We start from the raw sequence: 25683 nt of genomic DNA on the forward strand, positions 1-25683 counted from the left end.
GTCTGATCAGCCTTGCCGGCTGTCTTATAGGCACAATTAGCTGTGCGCCTAGATGGCTTTGCTACCGCGCGCACTAAACAAAGTTATAGGGATCGATATCTATTCCCACGCGCACGCCGGGCGGATGCTGCACCGCCGCAATCCACTGGCGGATGGTGTGTTGAAGCTGCGCGGTGCGCCGCGCGTTCACCAGCAGACGGAAGCGATAGCGGCCGCGCAGCAGCGCCATCGGTGCGGGTGCGGGGCCGTAGAACTGCAAGTCGGGCAGGCGTGGGCGGGTGTCGCCGATGCGGTTGGCGGCCATGCGCGCCTCGGCTTCATCCTCCGAGGAGATAATGATCGCGGCCCAGCGCCCGAACGGCGGGGCATGGGCATGGCGGCGCGCCTCAGTTTCCGCTTCGTAGAACGCATCTCGGTCACCTGCGGCCAGCGCAGCGATTACGGGCGCATCGGGATGGCGGGTCTGGATCAGCACTTCGCCGGGCTTGGCCCCGCGCCCGGCGCGCCCGGCGACCTGCGCGATCTGCTGATAGGTCCGCTCCGCCGCGCGCAGGTCACCGCCTTCTAGGCCGAGGTCGGCATCGATCACGCCCACCAGCGTCAACTCAGGAAAGTGGAAGCCCTTGGTGACAAGCTGGGTGCCGACGATCACGTCGATCGCGCCGTGTTCGGCCTCGGCCACGAACTGCGCGGCGCGTTCGGGTGAGTTGAGCGTGTCGGAAGTGGCGACGGTCACGCGCGCATCGGGCAGGATCTGCGCCACCTCGTCGGCAATCCGCTCGACGCCGGGTCCGCAAGGAACGAGACTGTCTGCCGCGCCGCATTCGGGGCACGCCTTGGGCGGCGGCATCTCGTGGCCGCAATGGTGGCAGGCGAGCCGCGCGGAGAACCGGTGCTCGACCATCCACGCGCTGCAATGGGGGCACTGCAACCGATGCCCGCAATCGCGGCAAAGAGTGAGCGGGGCATAGCCGCGCCGATTGAGGAATAGGAGCGACTGCTCGCCCTTTTCGAGCCGCTGTAACAGCGCGCGGCGCAGCGGCGGGGCGATCCATTCGCCGCGCTCGGGCGGTTCCTCGGTGAGGTCGACGAGCTGGATATCGGGCAGCTGTGCCCCGCCGAACCGGCTCGGTAGTACCAGCCGCTCGTAAACCCCGCTGTCGGCCATGGCGAGGCTTTCGAGCGCCGGGGTGGCAGAGGCCAGCACCACCGGGATACGCTCGAAGCGGGCGCGCATCACCGCTACGTCGCGGGCGTTGTAGCGTACGCCGTCGTCCTGCTTGAAGCTGATTTCGTGCGCCTCGTCGACCACGATCAGGCCGAGCCGCGCATAGGGCAGGAACAGCGCCGAGCGCGCGCCGACCACCACTTGCGCGGTGCCAGCCGCGATGGCGCGCCAGGCGCGGCGGCGCTCGGTCGCCTTGAGCGATGAGTGCCACTGCACCGGCGCGGCGCCGAAGCGCTCCTCGAAACGGCGTAGGAAGGCCTCGGTCAGCGCGATTTCGGGGAGCAGCACCAGCACCTGCTGACCGCGCTCCAGCGCGCTGGCGATGGCCTCGCAATAGGTCTCGGTCTTGCCCGAGCCGGTGACACCGTCGAGCAGGAACGGAGCGAACCCGCCGCCCGAGGTCGCCGCGACCAGCCGCGCGGCGACCTCTGCCTGCTCTGGGCTCAGTTCGGGCACGGCATAGTCGGCGCGGGCTTGGGGGTAGGGCCGGTCGCAGTCGACCTCGACCGGCTCCAGCGCGCCCTGGTTGACGAGCCCGCGCAGCACTGCCTCGCTTACGTCCGCCATGCCCGCCAGTTCGCGCAATGAGGCCTGTTCGCCCTCCAGCGCGGCGAGAGCCTGTTCGCGCTTGGCGGTCATGCGTTCGGGCATCCCGCCGGTGAGCCGGTATTCGGTCATGGTCGCCGCCCCGCGCAGCGCCGCCGAGCTGGCGATCACCATCCGCGCCACCGAAGCCATGGGGGCGCAATAGTAGTCCGCGCACCACTCGATCAGCCGCCGCAGCTCGGCCTTGATCGGCGGTACGTCGCAGACCCCGATCAGCGGGCGCAGGCGCGAATCGTCGATACGCTCGGCGGGGAGGCGGTCTTCCTCCCACACGATCCCGAGCACCTGGCGCGGCCCCAGCGGAACCACCACCACCGCGCCTGCGTTCACCTCCACGCCATCAGGCACCCGGTAATCGAGCGGACCCAAGGCGGCGTTCATCATCAGCAGGCGGACACGTTTTGCAGGCACGCTGGCAATATGGGAGCAGCCCCATGAGGCGGGCAAGGGCGAGGAGTGTGACTATGACCGATAATGTTCTTTCCAGCGGCGGGCCGGTGCTTGGCAGGCGGCTGTTTCTGGGCTCTGCCGTGGGCGGTGCGGCTTTGTTGCTGCCGGGCTGTGCGAGCATGGGCGGCTTCAGCCTCGAAGACGCTGTGCGGCGGCTTCTCTACCTTTCGTCCGAGCGCGCTTTTGCCCGGCTAACCGTCGATGGCGGCTATTGGGATAATGCGGTCCAAACAATCGGACTGGAAAACCTGCTCGGCACGCGCGGCAATGTGCTGGCTTCGATCCTGACCTCGGCCCTGTTCAAGGAGCGGTTGAACGACAGCTTCGCCGATCTCGCCATCGATGCCGCCGATCGCGCAGCGCCGCTCGTCACCGACGCTGTGCGGACTATCGGTTACGCCAATGCCGTAGCGCTGGTGCGCGGCGGGCCGACCGCGGCCACGAGCTACCTGCGCGAAGAGATGGGCAATGCGCTGATCGAGGCGATGGTACCCGAACTGGGCGAGGCCATGCGCTATGCCCAGGATCCGTTGGTCGGAGAATTGCTCGCCGGGCTGACCGGGATCGACGTTGCCGGTGTGTCGCGCAACTTCTCCTCTGCCATCAACGATGCGATCTGGGGCGAGATCGGCGGCGAGGAAAGCGCGATCCGCGCCGACCCGCGTTCCACCAACGATCCGGTGCTGATCGGCGTATTCGGCGTGGGCGCGCAGCTTTGATCGGGTGGCCGGTCAGGGCTTCCAGGAAAGCGTAAGAATGGCGACGTGGTTGAGCGTATCGCTGCGATTGTCGCGCGGCGTATAGATCGCGCGGTATGCGCCGGTCAGCGAAAACGAATCGTTGAGGCGCTGCTGTAACCCTACCTCGCCGCGCCACTGGTCGTTCCGGTCGTCGTAGGCACGGTCGCGGTTTTGCAGCGTATACAGTGCCTCTCCAGTGAGATGCGCGCGCGTTCCCTCCGCAATCGGCTGTGCGAATTGCACATTCTGCCGCAGTCGCAGCTCAACCCGGTCCGCCCCTTCGGCAAACCGCTGTTCGAACCGCGTGCGTGCGGAGAAGCGCCCCGACGAAAAGACCAGCTGCTGGTGTGGCCTGATTTCGTAGTTGCCGCCCGATTCGATGTAGGCGCCGCCCGCACCAAGTTCGAACCCGTCCGCCACTTCGGTTTCGAAGGTGGTGCGCAGCTGGATAATGTCCGACCCTTCACGCCAGCGCGGCGAGATTTCGGTCGTGTTGCTGACGTTGTCGGCAACCGAGAAACTGCCCTTGAGATATATCCAGAACTGGACGTCTTCGTCGGCCGCAGCCGCTGGCACACCCCAAATGGCGGCCGCGCACAGGGCACCAAATCTTAGCAGCGCAGCAGAATCGATCATGATAACAAGGGCCTCTCGCCACTATTATGACAAAAAAATGACAAGGGTGCCCTCTAGAGAAACGAGGCGTTGGGTCAAGCTTGGCAAGCAGCCTTTCCAGCGTGGCAGGCTTGGCACTTCCACCGCCCTGCTCATATAGGCAGGAACAATGGCTGACGAATCCCCTCTCGATCGCTTCAAGCTCGCGCTGACCGGCGCCGCCCGCGCAATTGCGCGCGACCCGGAAACCGAACTCAACTGGACCGCCGACGCGCCTTTCGCCGCCGGCAAGACGATGCGCGTGCCCTCGCCGGGGCGCGAGGTTTCCCCAGCGCAGGCGCGTGAGGCGCGCGGCTTTGCCGATAGCTTTGCGCTCAAGATGCGGCACCACAATGCCCGCCTGCACAAGGCGCATATGCCCGAGGATATCGAGGCCCGCGCCTGCTACGACGCCATCGAGCGTGCCCGCTACGAGGCTATCGGTGAGCGCGATTTCGCCGGAATGCGCGCGAACCTTGCCGCGATGACCGAGCAGCGGCTGGCAAGCGACGCGATCACCCGCGCCGAGGAAGCGGGTGAGGTGCCGATGCAGACCGCGCTTGCCTTGATGCTGCGCGAGCAGCTGACCGGGCAGCCCATTCCGATCGCGGCGCGCGAGGGCGTGGAACTGGTGCGTGAACATATCGAAAGCCGCATTGGCGATGACTTCGAGCGGCTCACCGACGCGCTGGAGGATCAGGAGGCGTTCCAGTCGCTCGCGCTCGACATGTTGCGCCATCTCGACATGGTCCCGGTCGAGCAGGAGCCCGATGACAGCGGCGAGGAAGAAGACAACCCCGACGAATCCGGTGACCAGCAGGACGAGACCGACGAGCAGGACGGCGCTGACCCGTCCGACCAGCCCGAGGTCGCCGCCGAAGGGGCTGAGGGCGAGGAAGGCGAGGGCGACGGCGAGGAGCAGGAGTCCGGCGAGCAGGAGATGGGCGAGGGCGATCCCGGCGACGACGGCGAGGAGATGATGGTCCCCCAGCGCCGCAACGCGCCGTGGCAAGACCTGCCCGAGGGCTTCGACTACAAGGCCTTTACCACCTCGTTCGACGAAGTGGTCGAGGCGACCGAGCTGTGCGACTTCGACGAACTTGATCGGCTGCGCGCCTATCTCGACAGCCAGCTGGCGGGGCTTGCGGGCGTGGTGACGCGGCTCGCCAACCGGCTTCAGCGCCGCCTGATGGCGCAGCAGAACCGCAGCTGGGATTTCGATCAGGAAGAAGGCCTGCTCGACGCCGCGCGGCTGGCGCGCGTGGTAATCTCGCCGGGCCATTCGCTCAGCTACAAGGTCGAGCAGGAGCAGGAGTTCAAGGACACGGTCGTCACTCTGCTGATCGACAATTCCGGCTCGATGCGGGGCCGCCCGATCTCCATCGCCGCGATCAGCGCCGATATCATGGCGCGCACGCTGGAACGGTGCGGGGTGAAGGTCGAAATCCTCGGCTTCACCACCCGCGCGTGGAAGGGCGGGCAGAGCCGCGAGAAGTGGCTGGCCGATGGCAAGACGCCCAATCCGGGCCGCCTCAACGACCTGCGTCACATTATCTACAAGAAGGCCGACGAACCGATGCGCCGCGCGCGCCGCTCGCTCGGGCTGATGATGCGCGAGGGGCTGCTGAAGGAGAACATCGACGGCGAGGCGCTGCTGTGGGCGCACGAGCGGCTGCTGGCGCGACCCGAAGACCGCCGCATCCTGATGGTTATCTCAGATGGCGCGCCGGTGGACGATTCTACTTTGAGCGTGAATAACGCGGGCTATCTCGAACAGCACCTGCGCAAGGTGATCGACTGGATCGAGAAAAGCTCGCCCGTCCAGCTGGCCGCCATTGGCATCGGCCACGATGTGACGCGCTACTACAAGAAGTCGGTGACGATCATGGATGTCGAGCAGCTCGGCGGCACGATCATCGAGCAGCTGGCCGACCTGTTCGAGGTCGACTAGCGGCCCGTTTCGCGAAAGGCACACCCTCGATGCGTAAGCTTGTTCTGTTCATTCTTCTGGTGGTGCTAGCCTTTGGCGGCTGGTTCTATCTCTCGCCCTGGCTGGCGATGAAGGACCTTGCCGAGGCCGCCGAAGCGCGCAACACAGCCGAGCTGGAAGCGTCCATCGACTTTCCCGCGCTGCGCGAGAACACCCGGGCGCAGCTCGATGCTTCGATCGCCCCGACCGGCGATGGCCTGATCGACGGCATTGGCGGGGCGATCCTCGGTTCGGTGGGCGATGCGGCGGTGGATGCGCTGATCACGCCGGAGGGCATGGTGACGATCATCACCACCGGCGCTGTGGCAACCACGCTGCTGCCGCGCGACCTGCGCAACCGGGAACTGAGTTGGAGCGTCAAGCGCGAAGACCTGTCGCATTTTCGCGGCGTGAGCACCTATGACGATGGCAGCGCTGGCCCTGTACTGTTGTTCGAACGGCGCGGGCTGCGCTGGCAGGTGGTTGCGATGGAGGTATCGCAATAAGTTGTCTGGCGATGGGCTTAAAGCGAAAGAGCCCCGCCGCCCGAAAGCAGCGGGGCTAAGGCGAGAAGCCGGCTAATTTGCAGTCAGCTCTCAGGGTCGCATCGGTTCAACGCCTGATCGCGTGAAAAGGCTCCCAACCAAGGTGAAGAAATCTGAGGGGCAGCCCTTGGCAAGCCAGCCATTGATTACTCGCCCCGCTTCGCGCATCAGGCGCGGCATATGACGCAGCTGGTCCTGTTCAATTCGCTCACGCGGCAGCTTGAGCCGTTTTCTCCCGTTCATGAGGGTGAGGCGCGGGTCTACACCTGCGGCCCGACAGTCTATAACTACCCGCATATCGGCAACATGCGCGCCTATGTCTTCGCCGACATTCTGGGCCGAACGCTGAGCGCACGCGGGCTGAAGCTGACCCACGTGATTAACATCACCGATGTGGGCCACCTCACCGACGATGCCGATGCGGGCGAGGACAAAATGGAGAAGATGGCGGCGCAGCGCGCGCAGTCGATCTGGGATATCGCCAAGCACTATACCGAGGCTTACTGGGCCGACGTGAAGGCGCTCAACATCCGCGCACCCGCGCACTGGTCGGTGGCGACCGACTATATCGACGACATGCTCGCCTTCGCGAAAAGCATCGCCGCCGAGCACTGCTATGAGCTGGACAGCGGACTCTATTTCGATGTCTCGACCGTGGCCGACTACGGGCGCCTTGCCCGCGCCGTCACCGAAGAAGGCGAGGGTCGGATCGAGGCGGTGGAAGGCAAGCGCAACGCCGCCGACTTCGCGATCTGGCGCAAGACCCCTCTCGGAGAAACCCGGCAAATGGAGTGGGATTCGCCGTGGGGCCGGGGCGCGCCGGGCTGGCATCTCGAATGTTCGGTGATGAGCGGCAAGCTGCTCGGCTTCCCGTTCGACATTCACACCGGCGGCATCGACCACCGCGAAATTCACCACCCCAACGAGATCGCGCAAAATCAGGCCTTTTGCGGCTGCGGTTCGCTCACCGAGACCGCCAACAGCGGTGCGCGGGTGTGGATGCACAACAATTTCCTCGTCGAGCGCAGCGGCAAGATGAGCAAGTCCTCGGGCGAGTTCCTGCGGCTGCAATTGCTGATCGACAAAGGCTTCCACCCGCTCGCCTACCGGATGATGTGCCTGCAGGCGCATTACCGCAGCGAGCTGGAGTTTTCATGGGAAGGACTGGAAGCGGCGCTCACCCGTCTGAAGCGGATGCTGATCGCGGTCGAGGCGCTTAAGGCGAAGCTCGACGAACTGCCGGAAACCCCCGAAGACGGCTGGACCTTCGCCGAAGCGCGCGGCGAAGTGGGCGGAACCTTCATACCGTTCCTCGGCCGATTCGAAAGCGCGGTGGAGGACGATCTCAATACCCCGCAGGCGCTCACCGTGCTTGAAGAGGTGCTGGCTCAGAAGAAGCTCGATCCCGCCCACAAAGCGCAGGTAATCGCGGCGATGGACGCCGTGCTGGGGCTGGATCTGCTCACCGTTACACGCGCCGATCTACGGATCAGGCCAAAGCTGGCCACGATTACCGCCGCCGATATCGATGAGCTGCTCGCCCGCCGTAAGACCGCGCGGGCGGAGAAGGACTTTGCCACATCCGATGCGCTGCGCGACGAGCTTGCTGCGCAGGGCGTGGAGGTGATGGACGGCGATCCGCTGGCGTGGGAGTGGAGGCTCTGAAGCGTCACGCGCGATAACGATAAGAGAGGATAAAAAATGACAATCGCAGTTCTTCCGGGCGTTTACCGCGAAATGATCGAGCCGGGCCTTCCCGACTGGGTCGAAGCGCACTTCTGGGAGAACGGCGAGGAACTGAAGGCGCTCGCGCCCCAGGCCGAGATCGGCTGGTTCGACATGTTCGACAAGACCGATGCGCTGGCAGCGCTTGAACGGGCCGACAAGCTGAAGTGGCTCAACAGCCAGTTTGCCGGGGTCGACTGGATGCCGCTGGACCTTCTGGCCGAGCGCGGTGTGCGGCTCACCAACGGGGCAGGGATCAACGCGAATGCCGTGGCCGAGTTCGCGGTGATGACGATGCTGGCCGAGGCGCGCGGCTATGCCGACCTAATCCGCGCGCACGATCGCAAGGAATGGGCGAAATGGCCAAGCTCCATGCGCGAGCTGAAAGGCAGCCGCGCGCTGATCATGGGCTATGGCGAGATCGGCAGCACCATCGGGCGCTTGCTGACCGCCTTCGGGGTCGAGGTGACGCCCATGCGGCGTTCTGCTCGCGATGGTGCGCTAGGGCCGGGTGAGTGGCGCGCGCGGCTGGGCGATTTCGACTATGTGGTCCTCTCCATGCCGGGCACGCCGGAGACCGCGGGGATGATCGGCAAGGCCGAACTTGCCGCCATGAAGCCCGAGGCGGTGCTGGTGAACTATGCCCGCGCCGATATCGTCGATCAGCGCGCGCTGGCCGATGCGCTGCATGGCGGGCGGCTGGGCGGGGCGATCCTCGATCTGACCGATCCTGAGCCGATTGACCCCGATCATTATCTTTGGGAATGCCCGAACATCCGCATCACCATGCACATGGCAGGGCTCCCCACCCCCCAGATGCGCGAGGAGACCGCACGGCGCTTTCTCGCCAATTGCCAGGCCTGGAAGGACGGCGCGGCCCTGACGGCGGAGGTCGATCTCGCGCTCGGATACTAGCCGCCTTCCCTGCGTTGGCATAGCGTAGCCCGGCAGGTGGCCGGGGAGCCAGTCCGACGCGGGGATGACCGAATGCAGCTCAAAGATACCTATCCGCTTTACCTTAACAACAAGGCCGCGCAGCCTAACACCGACCTGGAAGTGACCGACAAGTTCACCGGCGAGGTGGCCTTCCGCACCGCGCTGGCGACGCCCGATATCATCGAGCAGGCGATTGCCGGGGCGGCGAAGGCAGCGCCCGCGATGGCTAAGCTCGCAAGCTTCGAGAAGCAGGGCGTGCTCGAACACTGCGTGAGCCGCTTTCGCGAGCGGTTCGACGAGCTGGCCTATTCGCTGTGCGTGGAGGCAGGCAAGCCGATCAAGGATGCCGAAGGTGAGGTTACCCGGCTGATCGACACCTTCAAGATCGCGGCAGAGGAATCCACCCGTAACTATGGCGAAGTCCAGCCGCTCGACATTTCGGCGCGGGCCAAGGGCTATATGGGCATGTGGAAGCGGGTGCCGATCGGGCCGTGCTCGTTCATCAGCCCGTTCAACTTCCCGCTGAACCTAGCCGCGCACAAGATCGCTCCCGCCATCGCGGTGGGCTGCCCCTTCGTGATGAAGCCCGCTTCGATGACGCCGCTGGGCGCGATCATCATGGGCGAAGTGCTGGCCGAATGCGACGTTCTGCCCGAGGGCGCCTTCTCGATCCTGCCCGCCAGCCGTGACGGGGCCGACCTGTTCACCACTGACGAGCGGCTGAAGTTCCTCTCCTTCACCGGCTCGCCCGAGGTTGGCTGGGCGCTAAAGGCCAAGGCGGGCAAGAAGCCGGTCGTGCTCGAACTGGGCGGCAATGCGGCGGTGGTGGTCGACAAGGATGCCGACCTCGATCACGCGCTCGAACGGATCATCTTCGGTGCGTTCTATCAGAGCGGGCAGAGCTGCATCGGGGTGCAGCGGATCATCATCCACGAAGATATCTACGATAAGTTCAAGGCCATGCTGGTCGAGAAAACCGCCTTGCTGGTGTCGGGCGATCCGAAAGACCGCGAGACCTTCATCGGCCCGATGATCTCGGACAAGGAGGCCTCGCGCCTCAAGGGCTGGATCGACGATGCAGTGAAGGCCGGGGCCAAACTGCTATGCGGAGGCGGGCTGTCGGACGGCAATATGCTGGAGGCAACCCTGCTTGAGGATGTGCCGCGCGACTGCGATGCGAGCAAGGAAGAGGCTTTCGGCCCGCTTGCCAACCTCTCCAAATTCTCCGATTTCTATGAGGCGCTCGATCAGGTCAACGACAGCCGGTATGGGTTGCAGGCGGGCATTTTCACCAACAATTTCCAGCAAGTGCTCGATGCCTGGAACATCCTCGAAGTCGGCGGCGTGGTGGTGAACGATGTCTCCAGCTACCGCGTCGACAACATGCCCTATGGCGGGGTGAAGGATTCCGGCCTCGGCCGCGAGGGCATTCGCTTTGCGATGGAGGACATGACCGAAATCCGCAATCTGGTGATCCGGCGGACCTAACGGCGATGAAATGGGGGCAGCGCGGCTGCGGACGGAGGCTGTATCCGAATCCGCGCCGCCCCTTTGTGCCGTGGGGCGGGCTTAGGTTCAGCCCTCCTCCAGCAGCAGCAATTCGCAGGTAATGGCCAGCACGGCCGGATCGAGGCAGTGATCCACTTCGACCACGGCTGCATCGGCCACTAGCTGAGCGGGGATGGTGAACTCGTGCTCTGGCAGAAACGCGATGAAGCATTCGCCTGCTTCGATCGCTTCCTCGCCGCGGAACTCCAGCGTGACGCGGTGGCGGGTGCCGGCAAAGGTGATGCTGGCCCAGCTTGCCTCATGATGATGTATCACCCGTGCCTGATGCCGGGCGAGGTCTGCCAGCGCGGCAAGCAACTTGCCCGAAGTGCCGGTGCGCAGCTTGCGGGCCGGGCGCTGAGAAACGGCAGCATCATGCATGACAGAAGGCTCCAAAGGCGGTCGAATTATAAGTGTTCATGAAATGTTCCACACGCCCCGCAGTATCGGCGCGGGGGCGGCGTCCGTTGCGCAGGTCAAGGACGAAGCGCGGGTCCTGCGCGGCGAGGCGGCCGAAGGTAGTGGGCGCCATGCGATAACGGCGCAGGAAGATCTCGATCTTGCGAATGAGCACAGCCTGATTCCCCTTTCTCGTTCATGTTTTGTTCTAGCAATGACCCGATCGCGATTCGGTGACAGCGACCTTACGGAAAATTTGCCGCTTGTCTAGGAAAAATACTTCGTGTAGGAAGGATTTTGAAGGGGTCGCAGGAAAACGATGATGGACGCCAGAACCCGCCTAGCCCAAGCCGCCCGTGAGCGTGGATCCAGCCTTGCCGCGCTTTCGCGTATGCTCGGCCGCAACCCGACTTATCTTCAGCAATATATCACCAAAGGCTCACCGAGGAAGCTGGAAGAGGAGGATCGGCGCAAGCTCGCCCAGTTTCTCGGGCTGGCCGAATCCGAACTGGGGGCACCAGCGGAACCGTCGCCCCCACGCACGGGAGACTGGGTCGAGGTGTCGCGACTTAATATCGACGCTTCGGCAGGCCCCGGCGCGATCCACGATGCCGAGCAGCCGTTCGATGCATTCCAGTTCAGTCGCCGCTGGCTGGCCGAGCATGGCCTGGAAGGCGCGAAGCTCTCTGCCATTCGTGTGATCGGCGATTCGATGGAGCCGCTGCTGCGCGAAGGCGATGAGGTGCTGGTCGATATGCGCGAGCAGCCCTTTCGCGATGGCGTCTATGTGGTTCGCCTTGACGATACGTTGCTGGTGAAACGCGTGGCCAGCCAGGGCGGGGGCCGGTTTTCGCTGCTGTCGCAGAACCTGGCCTATCCCCCGATCTCGGTCGACGTGGAAGACTTCGCGATTATCGGCCGCGTGGTGTGGAAGAGCGGACGCGTTTAGGGCGGGGCTTGCCTATGGCCTGCCAAGATCGCACATCGGGGGCATGACCAAAGAAGCCCCGCTGCGCGCCGCCATCGTTCCCGTCACCCCGTTCGAGCAGAACTGCTCGCTGGTCTGGTGCTCCAATAGCATGAAGGGTGCCCTGATCGATCCGGGCGGCGATCTCGACAAATTGAAGGAGGCCGTGGCGCGCGCTGGCGTGACTCTGGAAAAAATCCTCATCACACATGGTCATGCCGATCACTGCGGGCAGGCGGGTATGCTCGCCGAAGAGCTGGATTTGCCCATCGAAGGCCCGCACGAGGCGGACCGGTTCTGGATCTCGCGGCTCGACGAGGATGGCCCGCGCTTCGGGATCGAAACCAAGGTGTTTGAGCCGACCCGCTGGCTGAAGGATGGCGACACCGTCAGCGTGGGCGAGATCACCTTCGAGGTGATCCATTGCCCCGGCCACACGCCCGGCCACGTGGTGTTCTTCCACCGCGACACCAGCTTCGCCTTCGTTGGCGATGTGCTGTTCGCAGGCTCGATCGGGCGCACCGACTTTCCCATGGGCAACCATCAGGACCTGCTGGATGCGATTACCGGCAAGCTGTGGCCCTTGGGCGACAATGTGACCTTCGTGCCCGGCCACGGGCCACATTCGACTTTCGGGGCCGAGCGCAAGAGCAACCCCTATGTAGGCGACGCAGCGATCAGATAACCCCTATGGAGGCAAGCAGCGCGACGATTGCCAGCGCCAGTAGCGGCAGCATCGTCATTGCCATGCCAGCCTGGCGCAAGGGGCCTGCCACGTCGGCATCCATCCCGAGCCCATGGCTGACCCGCCCGAGCAAAAAGATGCCTGCGGTAGCCGCCAGCGGCCATCCGGAATGGTCCGAAAGCTCCAGCCCGAGCACAAGCAGCAGGGCAAACGGCGTATATTCCACGAAATTCGCCTGCGCGCGCATCCGCTTGAGCAGCATCGGGTGGCCACCATCGCCGTGCATCGCCTTGGCCTCTATTCTTGCCTTGCCGCAGCGGATCGCCAGCCACAGGTTGATGAACGCGGCGATGGCGAAGGCGGCAAGCGAGATGGGCAGTTGGGGCATATTTCTTTTCCCTTCGGGTATCGGCAGGCGATAAACAGCGCAGCCCGTGCTTGCAACATCGCCAGAAACCGCTATAGCGCGCGCCTTCGCCGCACTGCCAGGCACCTTCTTTCTCTCACGCTTGCGTGGGCTGAACGCTTGGCCTAGTGCGCTGGCAACATTATTTGATGATTTAAGGAACAGGTGCCGCCATGGCTGTCCCTAAGAGAAAAGTTTCGCCGCATCGCCGTGGCAATCGGCGCTCTCACGATTCGCTGAAGGTTGAGGCGTTCCACGAATGCAACAACTGCGGTGAGCTGAAGCGCCCGCACAACCTTTGCCCGCACTGCGGCTTTTACAACGGTCGCGAGATCGTTTCGGTCGGTCTGTAAAAAGCCACCCACGAGAAACAGGGGTTTTCGGCATGAGTCTTCCGCGTATCGCGATTGATGCGATGGGCGGGGACGAGGGCGTGCGCGTGATGATCTCAGGCGCGGCGCTTGCGCGTCGCCGTCATGAGCAGTTCAAGTTCTTGCTGGTCGGCGATGAAGCCCGCATTAGCAAGGCCTTGGAAGCGCATCCCAACATGCGCGAAGCTTCCGAAATCCTCCATTGCGAGGATGTGGTGGCGGGCGATGAAAAGCCCAGCCGCGCACTGCGTCGCGCCAAGACCACCTCGATGGGCCTTGCCATTCAGGCCGTGAAAGAGGGCAAGTGCGGCGCGGCCGTCAGCGGCGGCAACACCGGCGCGCTGATGGCGATGAGCAAGCTCGCGCTGCGCACCATGCCCGGTATCGACCGGCCTGCGCTCGCGGCTCTGATGCCGACGCTCGAAGAGCACGATGTGATCATGCTCGATCTCGGCGCCAACACCGAGTGCGATGCGCGCAATCTCGTGCAATTCGCGGTGATGGGCGCGGCCTATTCGCGCATCGTCTGCGGCAATGAAGCCCCGCGCGTGCGCCTGCTCAACATCGGCACCGAAGACACCAAGGGCACCGACAAGCTGCAGGATGCCAGCCAGTTCTTGCGCGATGCAAGCGGGCTGGCCATGCGTTTCGAAGGCTATGTCGAGGCTGACAAGATCAACCGCGGCGATGTCGATGTGGTCGTGACCGACGGTTTCTCGGGCAATATTGCCCTGAAAGCGATCGAGGGCTCGGCCCGGTTCGTCACCGACTTGTTAAAGACAGCCTTCCGCTCGTCGATTCGCTCGAAGATCGGCTTCCTGATTTCGCGCCCGGCGACCGAGTTGCTGCGCCATCATCTCGATCCGAACAATCACAATGGCGGCGTTTTTCTTGGCCTTAACGGCGTTATCGTAAAGTCGCACGGCAGCGCCAATGCGCAGGGCGTCGCTCATGCCGTGGCCGTGGCCGCACGCCTTCTCGAGGATGACCTGACCACGCGCATTGCGGCCGATCTCTCCGCGCTCGACGATGGCGCATTGAAGGCCAGTGGCAACGTGGCAGCGCAGGGGCAGCAATGATCCGCTCGGTTCTTATCGGCACGGGCTCGGCCCTGCCAGCACGGTGCGTCCCCAACGATGAGCTGGCCGACAAGGTCGACACCAGCGACGAATGGATTCGCGAACGCACAGGCATCCAGCAACGCTATCTCGCGGGCGAAGGGGAGACGACTGCAAGTCTTGCCACCGCTGCCGCGCGCACGGCGTTGGAAGACGCGGGAGTCGGCATCGACGGGATCGACCTTATCGTGCTCGCCACCTGCACGCCCGATCAGACCTTTCCGGCCACGGCCACCAAGGTGCAGCACGCGCTGGGCGGGGCAGGCTTTCCGGCTTTCGATGTCGCGGCGGTCTGTTCCGGGTTCCTCTATGCGATGAGCACTGCCGATGCGATGCTGCGCAGCGGTATGGCGCGCCGGGCCGTGGTGATCGGCGCGGAAACCATGAGCCGCGTGCTTGATTGGGAAGACCGCACGACCTGCGTGCTGTTCGGCGATGGCGCCGGCGCGTTCGTGCTGGAAGCGCGCGATGTGGCCGAGGAAGGCCCCGGTGTTCTCGCCAGCCGCCTCCATGCCGATGGCGCGCACAACGATCTGTTATATGTCGATGGCGGGCCCTCGACCAGCACCATGGTCGGCCACCTCAGGATGAAGGGACGCGAGGTGTTTCGCCACGCGGTGAAGAACCTGGCCGAAGTGCTCGAAGAGGTGTTGGCGGAAGCGCAGCTAGGCGCCGACGCGCTCGATTGGGTGGTGCCGCATCAGGCCAATCTGCGCATTCTCGATGCCACCGCGCGCAAGCTCGGCCTGTCGATGGAGCAGGTGGTGGTGACTGTCGATCGCCACGCGAATACCTCGGCCGCTTCGGTGCCACTGGCCTTCGATGTGGCGCGGCGTGATGGCCGAATTCAGCCGGGCCAGCTGGTTATGCTTGAAGCCATGGGCGGCGGATTTACCTGGGGCGCATCGTTACTACGCGTTTAACACGGTAGACGGGGGAAATTTCCTGCGCTTTTCCTTGCTATCGACCGATCTTTGCCCCAAGAGGCGCTCGGGGTAGTCAAACGTAGCGATAGGAATGGGCGCATGGTCAATATGCGATCCGTCGGCACCCTCACCAGGGCCGATCTGGCAGAAACAATCAACCACAAGATGGGCTTTTCGCGGGCTGAGAGCCTCGCGCTGGTCGAGGAGATCCTCGCCAAGATGTGCGATGCGATGGCCGATGGCGAGAACGTGAAGATCTCCGGCTTCGGCAGCTTCGTGCTGCGCGACAAGAACGAGCGTATCGGTCGCAATCCCAAGACCGGCGTCGAAGTGCCGATCACTCCGCGGCGGGTTCTGACCTTCCGTGCCAGTCAGAAGCTGAAGGACAGGATCGCTTCGAGCTGATGACGGAAATGCACGGAGAAGTTTTCTTCAGCGATGGAAAGGCACCCGGTGCCATGAGAACCATCGGTGAAGTCTGCGAGGCGCTGGGTCTCAAACCCCATGTGCTGCGTTACTGGGAGCAACAGTTCCCGATGCTGAACCCGCTCAAGCGGAGCGGGGGACGCAGGCTTTACCGTGCTGAGGATATCGCGCTGGTCAGCCAGATCGACCGACTCGTCAACGCCGAGGGCTATACGCTGAAGGGTGCGCGCAGCGTGCTCGAAGGCAAGCAGCCTGCCGCCGAGGATACCACGGCCCAACACCGAGGTTCGGCGCAGGCGGCTGAAGTGGACGACGATCTGCTTGAGGGGTTGCATGCTGTGCGCGCCAAGCTCGCCCGCAGTCTCGGCAACTAAGCCTTCAACGATTGGTCTTCACCGCAGCACGGGCCAGTCAGCCTACGCCGACTGGCCCCAGCTCGGGATCGAGATCGCGTGGCCGTGCGAAATGCACGATACGGCCGCAGTTCGGCGCGCAATCGGCCCATTTGTCGATGGCGAGATCGAGCACGGCAAAGCCTGCGGTGGGAAACTTCTCCAGCACTTCGCCGAACAGCGCGTTCTCGTTGGTGGCACCGGCCAGATCCAGTGCGAGTTCCTGCATGCCCGGATTATGCCCGGCCAGCATGACCGCTGAGGGATCGCCCGCGATCGCGGTGAGCATCGCCATCAGCGTGGTGCTGTCTGCCAGATAGGCGGCATCGACATAGTCGACCGGCACTTTCAGCGCGCTCGATTCGAGCGTGAGCTTGATGCGCTTGGCGGGGCTCGCCAGCACCCGGTCCCACTTCGCGCCGTATTCGGCGATATGGCGGCCCATCAATGCCGCGCCGCGCTGCCCGCGCGCATTCAACCCGCGGTCGAAATCGCGCAGGCTCATATCGTCCCAATCGGACTTGGCATGGCGGAACAGGCCCAGCCGCTTCACCTTGGCCACTCTCCTTGCTCTGCCGCTGGTTGCGGCAAGGTTGCATCGGGCGACAAAAGACCCTCTCCGAGCCGTTGTAAAGCATCATCGAGTGTCAGCCGCGTGACCGGAACGTCTGGCGGAAAGGCTGTCAGCAGGCGCGAGGGAAAGGCGGGAGAAAGCACGACAAAGTGGCCGTGGTCGTCCCGGGTGCGGATCAGCCGCCCAAAGGCCTGGGCGAGGCGGGCACGGATCACGCGGTCGTCATAGGCGCTGCCGCCGCCTGCCGCACGGCGCGCGCGGTGCAGGATACTAGGCTTGGGCCAGGGCACCTGCTCCATCACCACGCAGCGCAGCGATTGCCCGGGCACATCGACCCCGTCGCGCAGGGCATCGGTGCCGAGCAAGGAGGCGTGCGGATCGTCGCGAAAGATATCGACCAGCGTGCCGGTGTCGATCGGATCGACGTGCTGGGCATAGAGCGGCAGACCTGCGCGCGCGAGCCGGTCGGCGATGCGGCCGTGGACGCTCCGCAGGCGGCGAATCGCGGTGAACAGGCCGAGCACGCCGCCGCCCGTCGTCTCAATGATCCGCGCATAGGCCCCGGCGAGTGCGGCAAGATCGCCCTTGGGCACGTCGGTGACGATCAGGATTTCGGCCCGCGATGCATAGTCGAACGGGCTGGTGGCGGCGATCTGTTCGGGCGCGAGGCCGAGGTGGGTCGCGCCAGAGCGGGCCACGGCTTCGTCCCAGTCCGGCCCTTCGGCACCGCGGTCGCACAACGTAGCGCTGGTCAGCATCACCCCGTGCGCGCCTTCGAGAACGGTTTGCGCGAAGGGCTGCATCGGGTCGAGGAAGTGGCGGTAGAGACCGACATCGTATTCGCGCGCATCGCCGCGCGCCACGGCGAGCCAGTCGACGAACTGCGGGTCGGTCGGACCGCCTAGCCGTTCGAGCATGGCTTGCCACGATGCCAGCGTGTCGATCCGCCATACCAGCGAATGGCGGGCACCCTCAATCCGCGCGCGGCCTTGTCCGTCGAGCCAGTCCGGCCCTTCCTCCAGCAGCGCCTCCAGCCGGATGCCGAGCTTTATTAGAGGCTGACGGATAGCGGCGAGGGCTGCGGCACCTTCCTGCGCAAGCTCCACCAGTGGCCCATCGAGTTGCGCTGCCTCGGTCTCGATCCCGTAGCCTGCTTCCTGTCCGCCGCTTTCGTCGCGGGCATAGGTCGTGGCGCGGATCGCGCCGAGCAGGGTTTCGATGGGGCCGGAGGGCGCGTTTTCGGCGAGCCGGTCAAGCCAGCCTGAGCTGGGGAGGGCTTCGGCGGCGTGGCGCGCGGCCTCCACCGCGTCTCCGGCCTCGTCGTCATAGCTCGCGACATCGGCGAGCCTTGCGGACAGCCCGCGCCGCCTGCCTTTGGAGCCGCGTTCAGGGCCGATGATCCAGCGCCGCAGCTCGATCGCCTCCATCCCGCTGAGCGCGGCGGAGTAGGTCGAATCGGCGGCGTCGAACACGTGGTGGCCCTCGTCGAACACGATCCGCGTGGGACGCTGCGCCGTATCGCGCCCGCGTGCGGCGTTGATCATCACCAAAGCGTGGTTGGCGATCACCAGATCGGCCTGCGCCGAGGCCCGCGCGGCGCGTTCGATGAAGCACTTCCGGAAGTGCGGGCATCCGGCATAGATGCACTCGCCACGCTGGTCGGTGAGCGAGCGGATCGCGCGCTGGCGGAACAGCGTGCCGAGCCAGCCGGGCAGGTCGCCGCCGATCATGTCGCCATCCTGGCTATAGGCGGCCCAGCGCGCCACCAGCTGCGCCAGGATCGCGGGGCGGCCCGAGAACCCGCCTTGCAAGGCATCTTCGAGATTGAGCAGGCACAGGTAGTTCTCGCGGCCCTTTCGCACCACCACCGGCTGGCTGCCATCGGGCCGTCGTTCGGGCCAGGCGCGGCGGCTCTCCTCGCGCAGCTGGCGCTGAAGATTTTTCGTGTAGGTCGAAACCCAGACCGTGCCGTGCGCTGTTTCGGACCACAGCGAGGCTGGGGCGAGATAGCCCAGCGTCTTGCCGATGCCGGTGCCCGCCTGCGCCAACAGCAGGTGTGGCTGACCGCGTGCGGGGCGGGGGGCGAACACATGCGCGGACTTGCGCGAATAGAGCCGCTGCCCTTCGCGCCGTTCGGCCTGATTTCCGGTCAGTGCTTCGAGTCGGGTCTCGACCGCATCCTCCGCCAGCGTAACCTGCGCCGGTTGCGGGCGTTCAGCGGCTTCTTCCCATTCGGGCAGGCGAGCGAACAGCCAGCGTTCGGCGCGTTCCGGCTTGGCCACGTGCGGGGCGAGCACCGGCGCCCAGGTCCAGCGCAGCCGCGCCAACGATTGCAGAACGCTCCACGCGCCTTCGCGCTCGGGCCATTCGGGCGCTTCGCAGCGGGCGAGCAAGTGCGAGGCCGCGCGCTGGAGGAATTCGGGCACATCGGCATCGCTCGCCGGTTCGTTCAGCTCCAGCGCATGGGCCAGCCCGCGCGGCGTGGGCACGCAAAAGCGGGCCGGGTGGACGAAGGCGAACAGTTCCAGCAGGTCCAGCCCGGAAAGATCGGGGTAGCCCAGCCGCGTTGCCACCAGCGGCGCGTTGAGCACGAGGTTGGGCGTATCGGCTGCCGCCATCACCGCCTGGCCGCGCCCGATCTGCGCGGTGTCGCCGCTGGCACCGCGCTGCCAGCAGCCGGAGTGGCTGGCGTGCAGCGCGGGAAGGGGGAGGGGTTCGGCCATCAGCGAAACCCTAGAGGCAAATGGAACGAAAGGAAAACGCCTGCCGCCTTCTTTTCGTCAGCTCTTGCGCGGTTCGCAGGTCCAGCTCACCCGATTGTTGGGATCGCCTTCGCCCTTGTAGTGCGCGACATTGGGCCATGCGCAATGCGGTCGGGTCAGCGAACGGTCGTCCTTCGTCCCGATCAGGCGGTCGGGCGCGATGGCGCCACCGGCCCAGTCGTCCATGGCGCCAAGGTAGTCGACAAGATCCGCACCCGGCCCGCCGCGGCAATGGGCAACGCCGGGCAGCAGGAAGTAGCGGAACTGCTCGCTCGCCTGCGGATTCGCGTCGACCACCTGCCGCGCATAGTCGGTCGAGCCGATAGGGCTGGGGCCGGGATCGCTTTCGCCATGGTACATCATCAGCTTGCCGCCGCGTTCGAAGAAGGCCGACAGATCGGGGCTCTTTGCCTCATACATCTCGGCAAATGGGCTGGCGCGTACTGCGAGATAGCTGCTGTTGTCGAAGCTCGCGAGCGTAGGCCTTTCGCCGGGCTCGAAGAACAGCGGGAACAGGTTGCCAAGGCCCCCGCCGCCGGTGGGATCCTTGCCGGAGCCATCGGTAGCCATGAACAGCGACCAGCCTGCTTCGCCGCCGCGGCTCATCGGAAACATCGACCAGCTGTCGTCCGATGCGCGCTGGCCCGAATAGGTCTGCTTGAGAGCAGCCACCTGCGTTCCCGAGAGGCAGCTGTCATCTTTCTCGCCCGTGCATTGCAGCTTCGCCGGATCGAAAGCGCAGGCGCGCGGATCGTTGATCAGCCCGTCTTCCAGCCCGTCGTCGCCATCGCAGGCGGCGAGGGCCGAATCCTGCACCAGTTGCAGTTCGGCCGGAGTGAACCCGGCGGCGCTATCATCTGTCGCGAAGGTCTGATTGCGGAACACGGCGCTGGTCTGCACCTGCAAGGTATAGACCGGGGCACCAGCGATGATCGCGTCGTAATCTTCAGGATAACGCTGCGCTTCCATCAGCGCCATGCGCCCGCCGGTCGAGCAGCCGTTGAAATAGGCGCTCTCGTGTTCGGTGCCATAGAGGCTGGCGGCGACCTGCTTGCCCGCCACGGTCATTTCATGAACGGCGCGGTGGCTGAAGTCTTCCGCCGCAACCGGATTTTCGGCCACCCAGCTGTTGGCCCAGACATCCGTGCCCGGTTGGCCGCCATCGGTCTGCATGGTGGCGAAGTTCTTGGCGAGGCCCTCAGCAGCCGCCTCGATGGTGACGTTTCCAGCCCAGCCGCCACCGCCGAGGCCGAGCAGCTTTCCGTTCCATTCGGCAGGCAAGCGATAGACCACGCCGATGGCCGAGCCATCAAGCGGCGAGAGAGTCGCGCTGATTTCGCAGTAAGCGGGCAGGCTTTCCTCGGTCTCGACCCAGCTTGCGCTGCCTTCGCCGGTGCCGAGTGTGGAGACATCGAAAGCGTTGCAGGCATCGGCACTGGTGGCGATCAGGCCCGGCGCTTCCGCTTTGGGGCTGGCTTGCGAGCAGGCCGTGAGCGCGAGCGTGGCAAGGCTGATCGATGCGGCTAGTACTTTGATGCGGTTCACGTCCCACTCCACCTACGGCCCCGCCGAGGCGAGGCTCTCTTCCACTCGCACCAGCCTGCCCGGGCAAGCTGGTGCGGAGTTTGGCCGGGGAATGGCACAGCTTTCGGGCGAGGCCAAGACGGCCGAGCCGATCAAATCACTTTCAATTGCCCTCGACCGGTTTGGCCGTCTCGTTGCCGGTGTCTTCCTGCTCCAGGCGCAGGGTTTCGGGAAACATGTTGGTGACGATGGGGAAGGGAATGTCGATCTCGGCTTCGTCGAGCTCGCGCTTGATCGCATAGATCACGTCGCGGTGAACGAGGAAGTGGTTCTCGCGCTCGGTATCGACCCACCAGCGGACCAGAAAATCGATCGAGCTGCCGCCGAAGGCACGGGCGAAAGCGTCCACCGGCTTCTCTTTCGAAATGCTCTCGACCGATTCGAGCGCACGCACGATGGCAGCTTCCGCATCGGGCAGGCTGCAATCATAAGAGACGCCGACCATCAGATCATACCGGCGCACGGGCTGATCGGTGTGGATCTTCACCGCGTTCTTGAAGATCATCGAGTTGGGCAGGATGGTCAGTTCACCCGAGAACTGGCGGATATGCGTTTCGCGCAAGGTGATCTTCTCGACCGTCCCGCTCACACCTTCCGCATCGACCCAGTCGCCGATGTTCATCTTGTCGCGCAGCATGATCAGAACGCCGGCAAGGAAGTTCTCGAAGATATCCTGAAAGGCGAAACCGATGGCGAGCGCGCCCACGCCAAGGCCGGCGATCATCCCCGCCGGGGTGAAGCCGGGAATGGCCACAGCCGCCGCGATCAGCAGGCCCAAAATCCATATGAACAGTTTAACCGCAGTTGCCGTAAGGCGCTTGAGATCGGTGCGCACATGGGTGTGGCCAACAATGCGGTCAGCGATACGCACTGCGAACTTGGCGACCAGCCAGGTCAGGAAAAGGACAACGAGGGAGAGGGCGAGATTGGGGAGGATGGCGATAAATCCCATCCACATGGCTTCGATCTGATCCGTAATCGTCTTGACGTAATTCAATTGTCGCCCCTCTGTCTGACAGCAAATTCGCTTTCCCAACGAGGCGAACAGCGCCGAGTTCCGAAATGGCCTTCGCGCTTGCGAAAGCGCCCGTAATCCGCAAAGGGCCTAGGCCTATGTTCAGCCCCGATCTCATTGCCGCCGCCCGTTCGTCCAAAGCCTGGCCGTTTCAGGAGGCGCAGCGGCTTGCCAAACGCTTCCGTGATGGCAAACCCGGCGGCGAACCCGTGCTGTTCGAGACCGGCTACGGCCCCTCGGGCCTGCCGCATATCGGCACCTTTCAGGAAGTGCTGCGCACCACGCTGGTGCGCCGCGCCTACGAGATCGTCGCCGCTGCCGAAGATGGCACGCCTGCGCCCACTCGTCTGGTTGCGTTCTCGGACGACATGGACGGGCTGCGCAAAGTGCCCGACAATCTCCCCAATCGGTCGCTGCTGGAGGAAAACCTCGGCAAGCCGCTCAGCCGCATTCCCGACCCTTTCGAGAAGTACGAAAGCTTCGCACATCACAACAATGCGAAGCTGCGCGAATTCCTCGACCAGTTCGGGTTCGACTACGAATTCATCGCCGCGTCCGACCGCTACAACTCGGGCGGCTTCGACGAGGCGCTCAAGCAGGTCTTGCGCAAGTACGACGATATTCAGGCGATCATGCTGCCTACGCTGCGCGAAGAGCGCCGCCAGACCTATTCGCCCGTACTGCCGATCAGCGCCAAGAGCGGGATCGTGCTGCAGGTGCCGATCGAGGTAGTCGATGCCGAGGCGGGGATCGTGCGCTTCGAGGACGAGGGCGAAGTGGTCGAACAGTCGATCCTTGGCGGCCAGTCCAAATTGCAATGGAAGGTCGACTGGGCGATGCGCTGGTATGCGCTGGGCGTCGATTATGAAATGTGCGGCAAGGATCTGACCGACTCTGTCACCCAGTCGGGCAAGATCGTGCAGGTGCTCGGCGGGCGCAAGCCCGAGGGTATGATCTACGAGCTGTTCCTCGATGCCAATGGCGAGAAGATTTCGAAGTCCAAGGGCAACGGCCTCACCATCGATGAATGGCTGACCTATGGCAGCGAGGAGAGCTTAGGGCACTATCTCTACGCCAACCCCAAGAGCGCCAAGCAGCTCCACGTTGGCGTGATCCCCAAGGCGGTGGACGAATACTGGCAGTTCCGCGCCGCCATTCCTGGCCAGCCGGTGGAAAAGCAGCTCGGCAATCCGGCCTGGCACCTGCTGCGCGCGGAAAGCCCCGATCAGGTGCAGCCGCCGCATGGCGCGGGTGACAGCCTGCCGGTGACCTTCGGCCTGCTGCTCAACCTTGTCGGCGTGCTGGGCGCCGGGGCGACCGACGAACAGGTCTGGTCGTACCTCGGCAACTATGTCGAAGACGCCAGCGCCGAGAGTCACCCGGACCTTGCGCGGCTGGTCGAGGCAGCGCTGGCCTACAACCGCGATTTTGTCGCGCCCACGCTGTCACGGCGTGCGCCGAGCGCGAACGAGGCCGAGGCCTTGCGCGCGCTCGATGCTTACCTTGCCGAGGTCGATCCGGCGACCAGCGCCGAGGATCTGCAAACGCAAGTCTACGAGATTGGCAAGCAGGAACAGTTCGGGTTCGAGAATCTGCGCGACTGGTTCAAAGCGCTCTACGAGACGCTGCTCGGATCGGCGCAAGGGCCGCGCATGGGCAGCTTCATCGCGCTTTACGGCGTCGAGAACTCGCGCAAGCTTATCGCCGAGGCGCTGTCGCGGTCCTGATCCCCCTCAGGTCCAAGTCTTGGTGCGATACCATTTGGTGATCACGTATTTGCAGCCCGTGATCACCGGTCGACCCGCGTGCAGAGTATCGAGGTTGGTGTGCCCATCGGGCTTGGCGTTGTTCCAGATCAGCAGCACGCCCGGCTTGGGCTCAATGGCAATGTCCAGCTCCACAAAGTCGGTGGTGCCGCCAGCCTCGACCTCGTTCAGGAACACCATGGTGGTGAAGCTGCGCTGCCCGCCGCGCGCCATTTCCATGTCCCAGTAGCTGGTGCCGTAATGGAACCAGTCGCAATGCGGCTGGAACTCCTGCCCCGGCATATAGCGCTGGCCCTGGATCGTTTCGCCGAACTCTGGCTCGATCCCGAGCAGGTCGTCGATCCGGCGGCTGATCTTGCGAATGAACGGATCGTTCGGATCGACATCGCCCGAATAGCTGGTGCGATAGCCTTCCGAATAGTCGACGTCGAACACGTAGGAGGGCTTGGCCACAGCGTCGATCAGCGCCCGCATCTTCGTGCATTCCTCTGCGCTCATGAAGTCGCCCACGGCGAACAGCTCGGCCTTGTCGGTGGGCACCTTGTAAACGGCGGGGTTGGCCGCCAGTCGCTCGCGCACCTGCGCGCCGATGCGGCGCAGGGCGGGAAGGTCGGCGTTCTCGGCGTAGGGGCTCTTGGTCTTACTCATCACGCAGGGATCTATCCCCAAGTCGCGCTACGAAGGCAAGCGCTGCGCCCATGCGGTCGAGCCCCCCACCCGAAGATGAGGGGCTCGCATCGCCGGTCACTCGCGCCGGCGATGGAACGGGCATATCACCAGAAGAAGTCGTGGATCACGTCGACCACTTCGCCGCTGTACATGTCGACCAGCAACACATCGTCGTAATAACGCACCCAGCGATAGGGGCCGTAAACTTGGGGCAGGCGATACTGCCACGGGTCGTTGATCCAGTAGCGGTTCGAATAGAACGGGCTATCGAGATGGATGCCTATGCTCAGGCGGCGGTAGCTGTAGTTGCGATAGGGTGAGTAGTAGCGGCCCAGCCGATAGATGCTGCGGTTGTCCCGGCGATAACGGTTCCAGTCGTAGCGCCGGTCACGCCGCCAGTTGTTGTGGTCCCATCGGCGATAATCGCGGTCTCTGCGATAGTCGCGGTTGCGGTTGTGGTCGCGATAGTCGCGATTGCGATCACGGTCGCGATAGTCACGGCGATCATTGTTGCGCCAGCGGTCGCGATCACGGTCGCGGCGGTCGTTGTCACGCCAGCGATTGTCCTGCCGATCGCGCCAGCGCTGGGCGTTTTGGCCCAGCTCGCGCAGGGTCCCTACAGGCCGGTCACCCTGCCGCTCGGCGCGGTTGGCCCAGCGTTCGGAGCGCTCCTGAACCCGGGCTGCGCGGTTCTCGCTGCGGTTTTCGATCCGGGCGGCCTGGCGTTCGGCGCTGCGATCGACACGGCGCGCCTCCTGGCGGGCCTCGCGCATCGCCTGCGAGGCTTGAGTGCGCTCCTGCCGCCAGTCCGATGCGGACCGATTGCCCTGGTTGCCGCGATTGGCCTCGCGGCGGTTCGTGCCCGAGCGGTTGGCGGCCGTGCCGCGATTGTTGGGGCGGTTTTCCCACTGCCGATCCTGCGCCGCCACGGGCGCGCTCAGCGCCGGCAGGGCGAGCGCAATGGCGACCGCGGCAAGCCCGCTCGATTTGAGAAGTCTGGCGATAAGCATGGTGTGAACTCCCGTCTGGACCATTCCGCCCGAGTGCCGCGGTGAGGTTATTTCCTTAAGCGCCGTTTTACCGATTCGTCCTGTCCGTTAACTGAACCGCGCGATAACCTTAACGTTTGTGCCGGCAAAGTGGCCTGGTGAACGCGTGTCGGGATGCAACACCTGCCGTCTTTTTCGCCCGCAACTGGACGGCGGCCCGTGCAGGTCATAGA

25 protein-coding genes are annotated in these 25683 nt (G+C 64.5%); 15 read left to right on the plus strand and 10 right to left on the minus strand.

Annotation, left to right across the window (positions count from 1 at the left end):
- Nucleotides 1–73 precede the first annotated feature (73 nt).
- On the minus strand, nt 74–2245 hold the full coding sequence (locus E0473_RS00315; RefSeq protein ID WP_137678898.1) for a primosomal protein N': 2172 nt from the start codon (nt 2243–2245) through the stop codon (nt 74–76).
- 53 nt (nt 2246–2298) lie between these two features.
- Here E0473_RS00315 and E0473_RS00320 point away from each other — a divergent pair, with 53 nt between their 5' ends.
- The gene (locus E0473_RS00320) at nt 2299–3003 is read left to right on the plus strand and encodes a DUF4197 domain-containing protein (RefSeq protein ID WP_137678899.1); all 705 of its coding nucleotides are present in this window, start codon (nt 2299–2301) and stop codon (nt 3001–3003) included.
- 12 nt (nt 3004–3015) lie between these two features.
- On the opposite strand, the gene E0473_RS00325 is transcribed toward E0473_RS00320, so the two are convergent.
- Entirely contained in the window at nt 3016–3660 is a 645-nt protein-coding gene (locus E0473_RS00325) for a DUF2490 domain-containing protein (RefSeq protein WP_137678900.1), read from the minus strand.
- Nucleotides 3661–3808: 148 nt separating this feature from the next.
- On the opposite strand from E0473_RS00325, the gene cobT reads away from it, so the two are divergent.
- The 5 genes from cobT to E0473_RS00350 all read left to right on the plus strand — a co-directional run bounded on the left by cobT (nt 3809) and on the right by E0473_RS00350 (nt 10341).
- On the plus strand, nt 3809–5629 hold the full coding sequence (gene cobT, locus E0473_RS00330) for a cobaltochelatase subunit CobT (protein WP_137678901.1): 1821 nt from the start codon (nt 3809–3811) through the stop codon (nt 5627–5629).
- Nucleotides 5630–5658: 29 nt separating this feature from the next.
- A complete protein-coding gene (locus tag E0473_RS00335) occupies nt 5659–6153 on the plus strand; it encodes a DUF2939 domain-containing protein (RefSeq protein WP_137678902.1) in 495 nt (164 codons plus the stop codon).
- Between the two features lie 219 nt (nt 6154–6372).
- Nucleotides 6373–7857: a cysteine--tRNA ligase gene (cysS, locus tag E0473_RS00340; protein ID WP_137678903.1), complete on the plus strand. Its 1485-nt coding sequence runs from the start codon at nt 6373–6375 to the stop codon at nt 7855–7857.
- 36 nt (nt 7858–7893) lie between these two features.
- On the plus strand, nt 7894–8832 hold the full coding sequence (locus E0473_RS00345; RefSeq protein WP_137678904.1) for a D-2-hydroxyacid dehydrogenase: 939 nt from the start codon (nt 7894–7896) through the stop codon (nt 8830–8832).
- A gap of 72 nt (nt 8833–8904) precedes the next feature.
- The gene (locus E0473_RS00350; protein ID WP_137678905.1) at nt 8905–10341 is read left to right on the plus strand and encodes an aldehyde dehydrogenase family protein; all 1437 of its coding nucleotides are present in this window, start codon (nt 8905–8907) and stop codon (nt 10339–10341) included.
- A gap of 87 nt (nt 10342–10428) precedes the next feature.
- Here the strand turns inward: E0473_RS00350 and E0473_RS00355 are convergent, their stop codons facing one another.
- On the minus strand, nt 10429–10782 hold the full coding sequence (locus E0473_RS00355; RefSeq protein WP_162848930.1) for a hypothetical protein: 354 nt from the start codon (nt 10780–10782) through the stop codon (nt 10429–10431).
- Between E0473_RS00355 and E0473_RS15775 the strand changes: the two genes are divergently transcribed.
- From E0473_RS15775 to E0473_RS00370, 3 genes are read left to right on the plus strand one after another with little or no spacing between them, the layout of a single operon-like run.
- Entirely contained in the window at nt 10781–11071 is a 291-nt protein-coding gene (locus tag E0473_RS15775) for a hypothetical protein (protein ID WP_161981456.1), read from the plus strand. The genes E0473_RS00355 and E0473_RS15775 overlap by 2 nt on opposite strands.
- 48 nt (nt 11072–11119) lie before the next feature.
- On the plus strand, nt 11120–11749 hold the full coding sequence (locus E0473_RS00365) for a LexA family transcriptional regulator (protein ID WP_338325081.1): 630 nt from the start codon (nt 11120–11122) through the stop codon (nt 11747–11749).
- A gap of 43 nt (nt 11750–11792) precedes the next feature.
- The gene (locus E0473_RS00370; protein ID WP_277751494.1) at nt 11793–12452 is read left to right on the plus strand and encodes an MBL fold metallo-hydrolase; all 660 of its coding nucleotides are present in this window, start codon (nt 11793–11795) and stop codon (nt 12450–12452) included.
- On the opposite strand, the gene E0473_RS00375 is transcribed toward E0473_RS00370, so the two are convergent.
- Nucleotides 12445–12840, minus strand: a complete 396-nt coding sequence (locus E0473_RS00375) for an MAPEG family protein (RefSeq protein WP_137678908.1) — start codon at nt 12838–12840, stop codon at nt 12445–12447. The two genes, E0473_RS00370 and E0473_RS00375, sit on opposite strands and share 8 nt — an antisense overlap.
- A gap of 191 nt (nt 12841–13031) precedes the next feature.
- Between E0473_RS00375 and rpmF the strand changes: the two genes are divergently transcribed.
- From rpmF to E0473_RS00400, 5 genes are all read left to right on the plus strand, one after another.
- Nucleotides 13032–13211, plus strand: coding sequence for a 50S ribosomal protein L32 (gene rpmF / locus E0473_RS00380; RefSeq protein WP_137678909.1), 180 nt, complete (start codon nt 13032–13034; stop codon nt 13209–13211).
- Nucleotides 13212–13243: 32 nt separating this feature from the next.
- The gene (gene plsX / locus E0473_RS00385) at nt 13244–14308 is read left to right on the plus strand and encodes a phosphate acyltransferase PlsX (protein ID WP_137678910.1); all 1065 of its coding nucleotides are present in this window, start codon (nt 13244–13246) and stop codon (nt 14306–14308) included.
- Nucleotides 14305–15270: a beta-ketoacyl-ACP synthase III gene (locus tag E0473_RS00390; protein WP_137678911.1), complete on the plus strand. Its 966-nt coding sequence runs from the start codon at nt 14305–14307 to the stop codon at nt 15268–15270. Before plsX ends, E0473_RS00390 begins: the two co-directional genes overlap by 4 nt.
- Nucleotides 15271–15381: 111 nt before the next feature.
- On the plus strand, nt 15382–15678 hold the full coding sequence (locus E0473_RS00395; protein ID WP_137679981.1) for an integration host factor subunit alpha: 297 nt from the start codon (nt 15382–15384) through the stop codon (nt 15676–15678).
- Between the two features lie 53 nt (nt 15679–15731).
- Entirely contained in the window at nt 15732–16073 is a 342-nt protein-coding gene (locus E0473_RS00400) for a MerR family transcriptional regulator (protein WP_241657266.1), read from the plus strand.
- Nucleotides 16074–16110: 37 nt separating this feature from the next.
- On the opposite strand, the gene E0473_RS00405 is transcribed toward E0473_RS00400, so the two are convergent.
- From E0473_RS00405 to E0473_RS00420, 4 genes are all read right to left on the minus strand, one after another.
- Nucleotides 16111–16653 (minus strand): SixA phosphatase family protein, encoded by a 543-nt coding sequence (locus E0473_RS00405; protein WP_338325082.1) that lies wholly within the window; start codon nt 16651–16653, stop codon nt 16111–16113.
- A complete protein-coding gene (locus tag E0473_RS00410) occupies nt 16641–19388 on the minus strand; it encodes an ATP-dependent DNA helicase (RefSeq protein WP_137678912.1) in 2748 nt (915 codons plus the stop codon). Before E0473_RS00410 ends, E0473_RS00405 begins: the two co-directional genes overlap by 13 nt.
- A gap of 57 nt (nt 19389–19445) precedes the next feature.
- Nucleotides 19446–20972, minus strand: a complete 1527-nt coding sequence (locus E0473_RS00415) for a tannase/feruloyl esterase family alpha/beta hydrolase (protein ID WP_161981457.1) — start codon at nt 20970–20972, stop codon at nt 19446–19448.
- A 142-nt stretch (nt 20973–21114) separates the two neighbouring features.
- Complete coding sequence (locus E0473_RS00420; RefSeq protein ID WP_137678914.1) at nt 21115–22008, minus strand: mechanosensitive ion channel family protein; 894 nt, start codon at nt 22006–22008, stop codon at nt 21115–21117.
- Between the two features lie 116 nt (nt 22009–22124).
- On the opposite strand from E0473_RS00420, the gene E0473_RS00425 reads away from it, so the two are divergent.
- Complete coding sequence (locus tag E0473_RS00425) at nt 22125–23753, plus strand: lysine--tRNA ligase (protein ID WP_137678915.1); 1629 nt, start codon at nt 22125–22127, stop codon at nt 23751–23753.
- 6 nt (nt 23754–23759) lie between these two features.
- Here the strand turns inward: E0473_RS00425 and E0473_RS00430 are convergent, their stop codons facing one another.
- On the minus strand, nt 23760–24440 hold the full coding sequence (locus E0473_RS00430; RefSeq protein WP_137678916.1) for a prolyl hydroxylase family protein: 681 nt from the start codon (nt 24438–24440) through the stop codon (nt 23760–23762).
- A gap of 125 nt (nt 24441–24565) precedes the next feature.
- Nucleotides 24566–25471 (minus strand): RcnB family protein, encoded by a 906-nt coding sequence (locus E0473_RS00435; RefSeq protein ID WP_137678917.1) that lies wholly within the window; start codon nt 25469–25471, stop codon nt 24566–24568.
- Nucleotides 25472–25683: the final 212 nt, after the last annotated feature.

It is taken from the genome of Aurantiacibacter suaedae (assembly GCF_005434915.1).
Lineage (GTDB): Bacteria > Pseudomonadota > Alphaproteobacteria > Sphingomonadales > Sphingomonadaceae > Alteraurantiacibacter > Alteraurantiacibacter suaedae.

What these genes read in the sequence shown, in the direction of transcription:
- plsX (WP_137678910.1), top strand. Translation starts at nt 13,244, where the DNA reads ATGAGTCTTCCGCGTATCGCGATTGATGCGATGGGCGGGGACGAGGGC.
- E0473_RS15775 (WP_161981456.1), top strand. Translation starts at nt 10,781, where the DNA reads ATGACAGAAGGCTCCAAAGGCGGTCGAATTATAAGTGTTCATGAAATG.
- cobT (WP_137678901.1), top strand. Translation starts at nt 3,809, where the DNA reads ATGGCTGACGAATCCCCTCTCGATCGCTTCAAGCTCGCGCTGACCGGC.
- rpmF (WP_137678909.1), top strand. Translation starts at nt 13,032, where the DNA reads ATGGCTGTCCCTAAGAGAAAAGTTTCGCCGCATCGCCGTGGCAATCGG.
- E0473_RS00400 (WP_241657266.1), top strand. Translation starts at nt 15,732, where the DNA reads ATGAGAACCATCGGTGAAGTCTGCGAGGCGCTGGGTCTCAAACCCCAT.
- cysS (WP_137678903.1), top strand. Translation starts at nt 6,373, where the DNA reads ATGACGCAGCTGGTCCTGTTCAATTCGCTCACGCGGCAGCTTGAGCCG.
- E0473_RS00365 (WP_338325081.1), top strand. Translation starts at nt 11,120, where the DNA reads ATGATGGACGCCAGAACCCGCCTAGCCCAAGCCGCCCGTGAGCGTGGA.
- E0473_RS00430 (WP_137678916.1), bottom strand. Translation starts at nt 24,440, where the DNA reads ATGAGTAAGACCAAGAGCCCCTACGCCGAGAACGCCGACCTTCCCGCC.
- E0473_RS00320 (WP_137678899.1), top strand. Translation starts at nt 2,299, where the DNA reads ATGACCGATAATGTTCTTTCCAGCGGCGGGCCGGTGCTTGGCAGGCGG.
- E0473_RS00325 (WP_137678900.1), bottom strand. Translation starts at nt 3,660, where the DNA reads ATGATCGATTCTGCTGCGCTGCTAAGATTTGGTGCCCTGTGCGCGGCC.
- E0473_RS00375 (WP_137678908.1), bottom strand. Translation starts at nt 12,840, where the DNA reads ATGCCCCAACTGCCCATCTCGCTTGCCGCCTTCGCCATCGCCGCGTTC.
- E0473_RS00345 (WP_137678904.1), top strand. Translation starts at nt 7,894, where the DNA reads ATGACAATCGCAGTTCTTCCGGGCGTTTACCGCGAAATGATCGAGCCG.
- E0473_RS00390 (WP_137678911.1), top strand. Translation starts at nt 14,305, where the DNA reads ATGATCCGCTCGGTTCTTATCGGCACGGGCTCGGCCCTGCCAGCACGG.
- E0473_RS00370 (WP_277751494.1), top strand. Translation starts at nt 11,793, where the DNA reads ATGACCAAAGAAGCCCCGCTGCGCGCCGCCATCGTTCCCGTCACCCCG.
- E0473_RS00395 (WP_137679981.1), top strand. Translation starts at nt 15,382, where the DNA reads ATGCGATCCGTCGGCACCCTCACCAGGGCCGATCTGGCAGAAACAATC.
- E0473_RS00435 (WP_137678917.1), bottom strand. Translation starts at nt 25,471, where the DNA reads ATGCTTATCGCCAGACTTCTCAAATCGAGCGGGCTTGCCGCGGTCGCC.
- E0473_RS00410 (WP_137678912.1), bottom strand. Translation starts at nt 19,388, where the DNA reads ATGGCCGAACCCCTCCCCCTTCCCGCGCTGCACGCCAGCCACTCCGGC.
- E0473_RS00425 (WP_137678915.1), top strand. Translation starts at nt 22,125, where the DNA reads ATGTTCAGCCCCGATCTCATTGCCGCCGCCCGTTCGTCCAAAGCCTGG.
- E0473_RS00355 (WP_162848930.1), bottom strand. Translation starts at nt 10,782, where the DNA reads ATGCATGATGCTGCCGTTTCTCAGCGCCCGGCCCGCAAGCTGCGCACC.
- E0473_RS00335 (WP_137678902.1), top strand. Translation starts at nt 5,659, where the DNA reads ATGCGTAAGCTTGTTCTGTTCATTCTTCTGGTGGTGCTAGCCTTTGGC.
- E0473_RS00350 (WP_137678905.1), top strand. Translation starts at nt 8,905, where the DNA reads ATGCAGCTCAAAGATACCTATCCGCTTTACCTTAACAACAAGGCCGCG.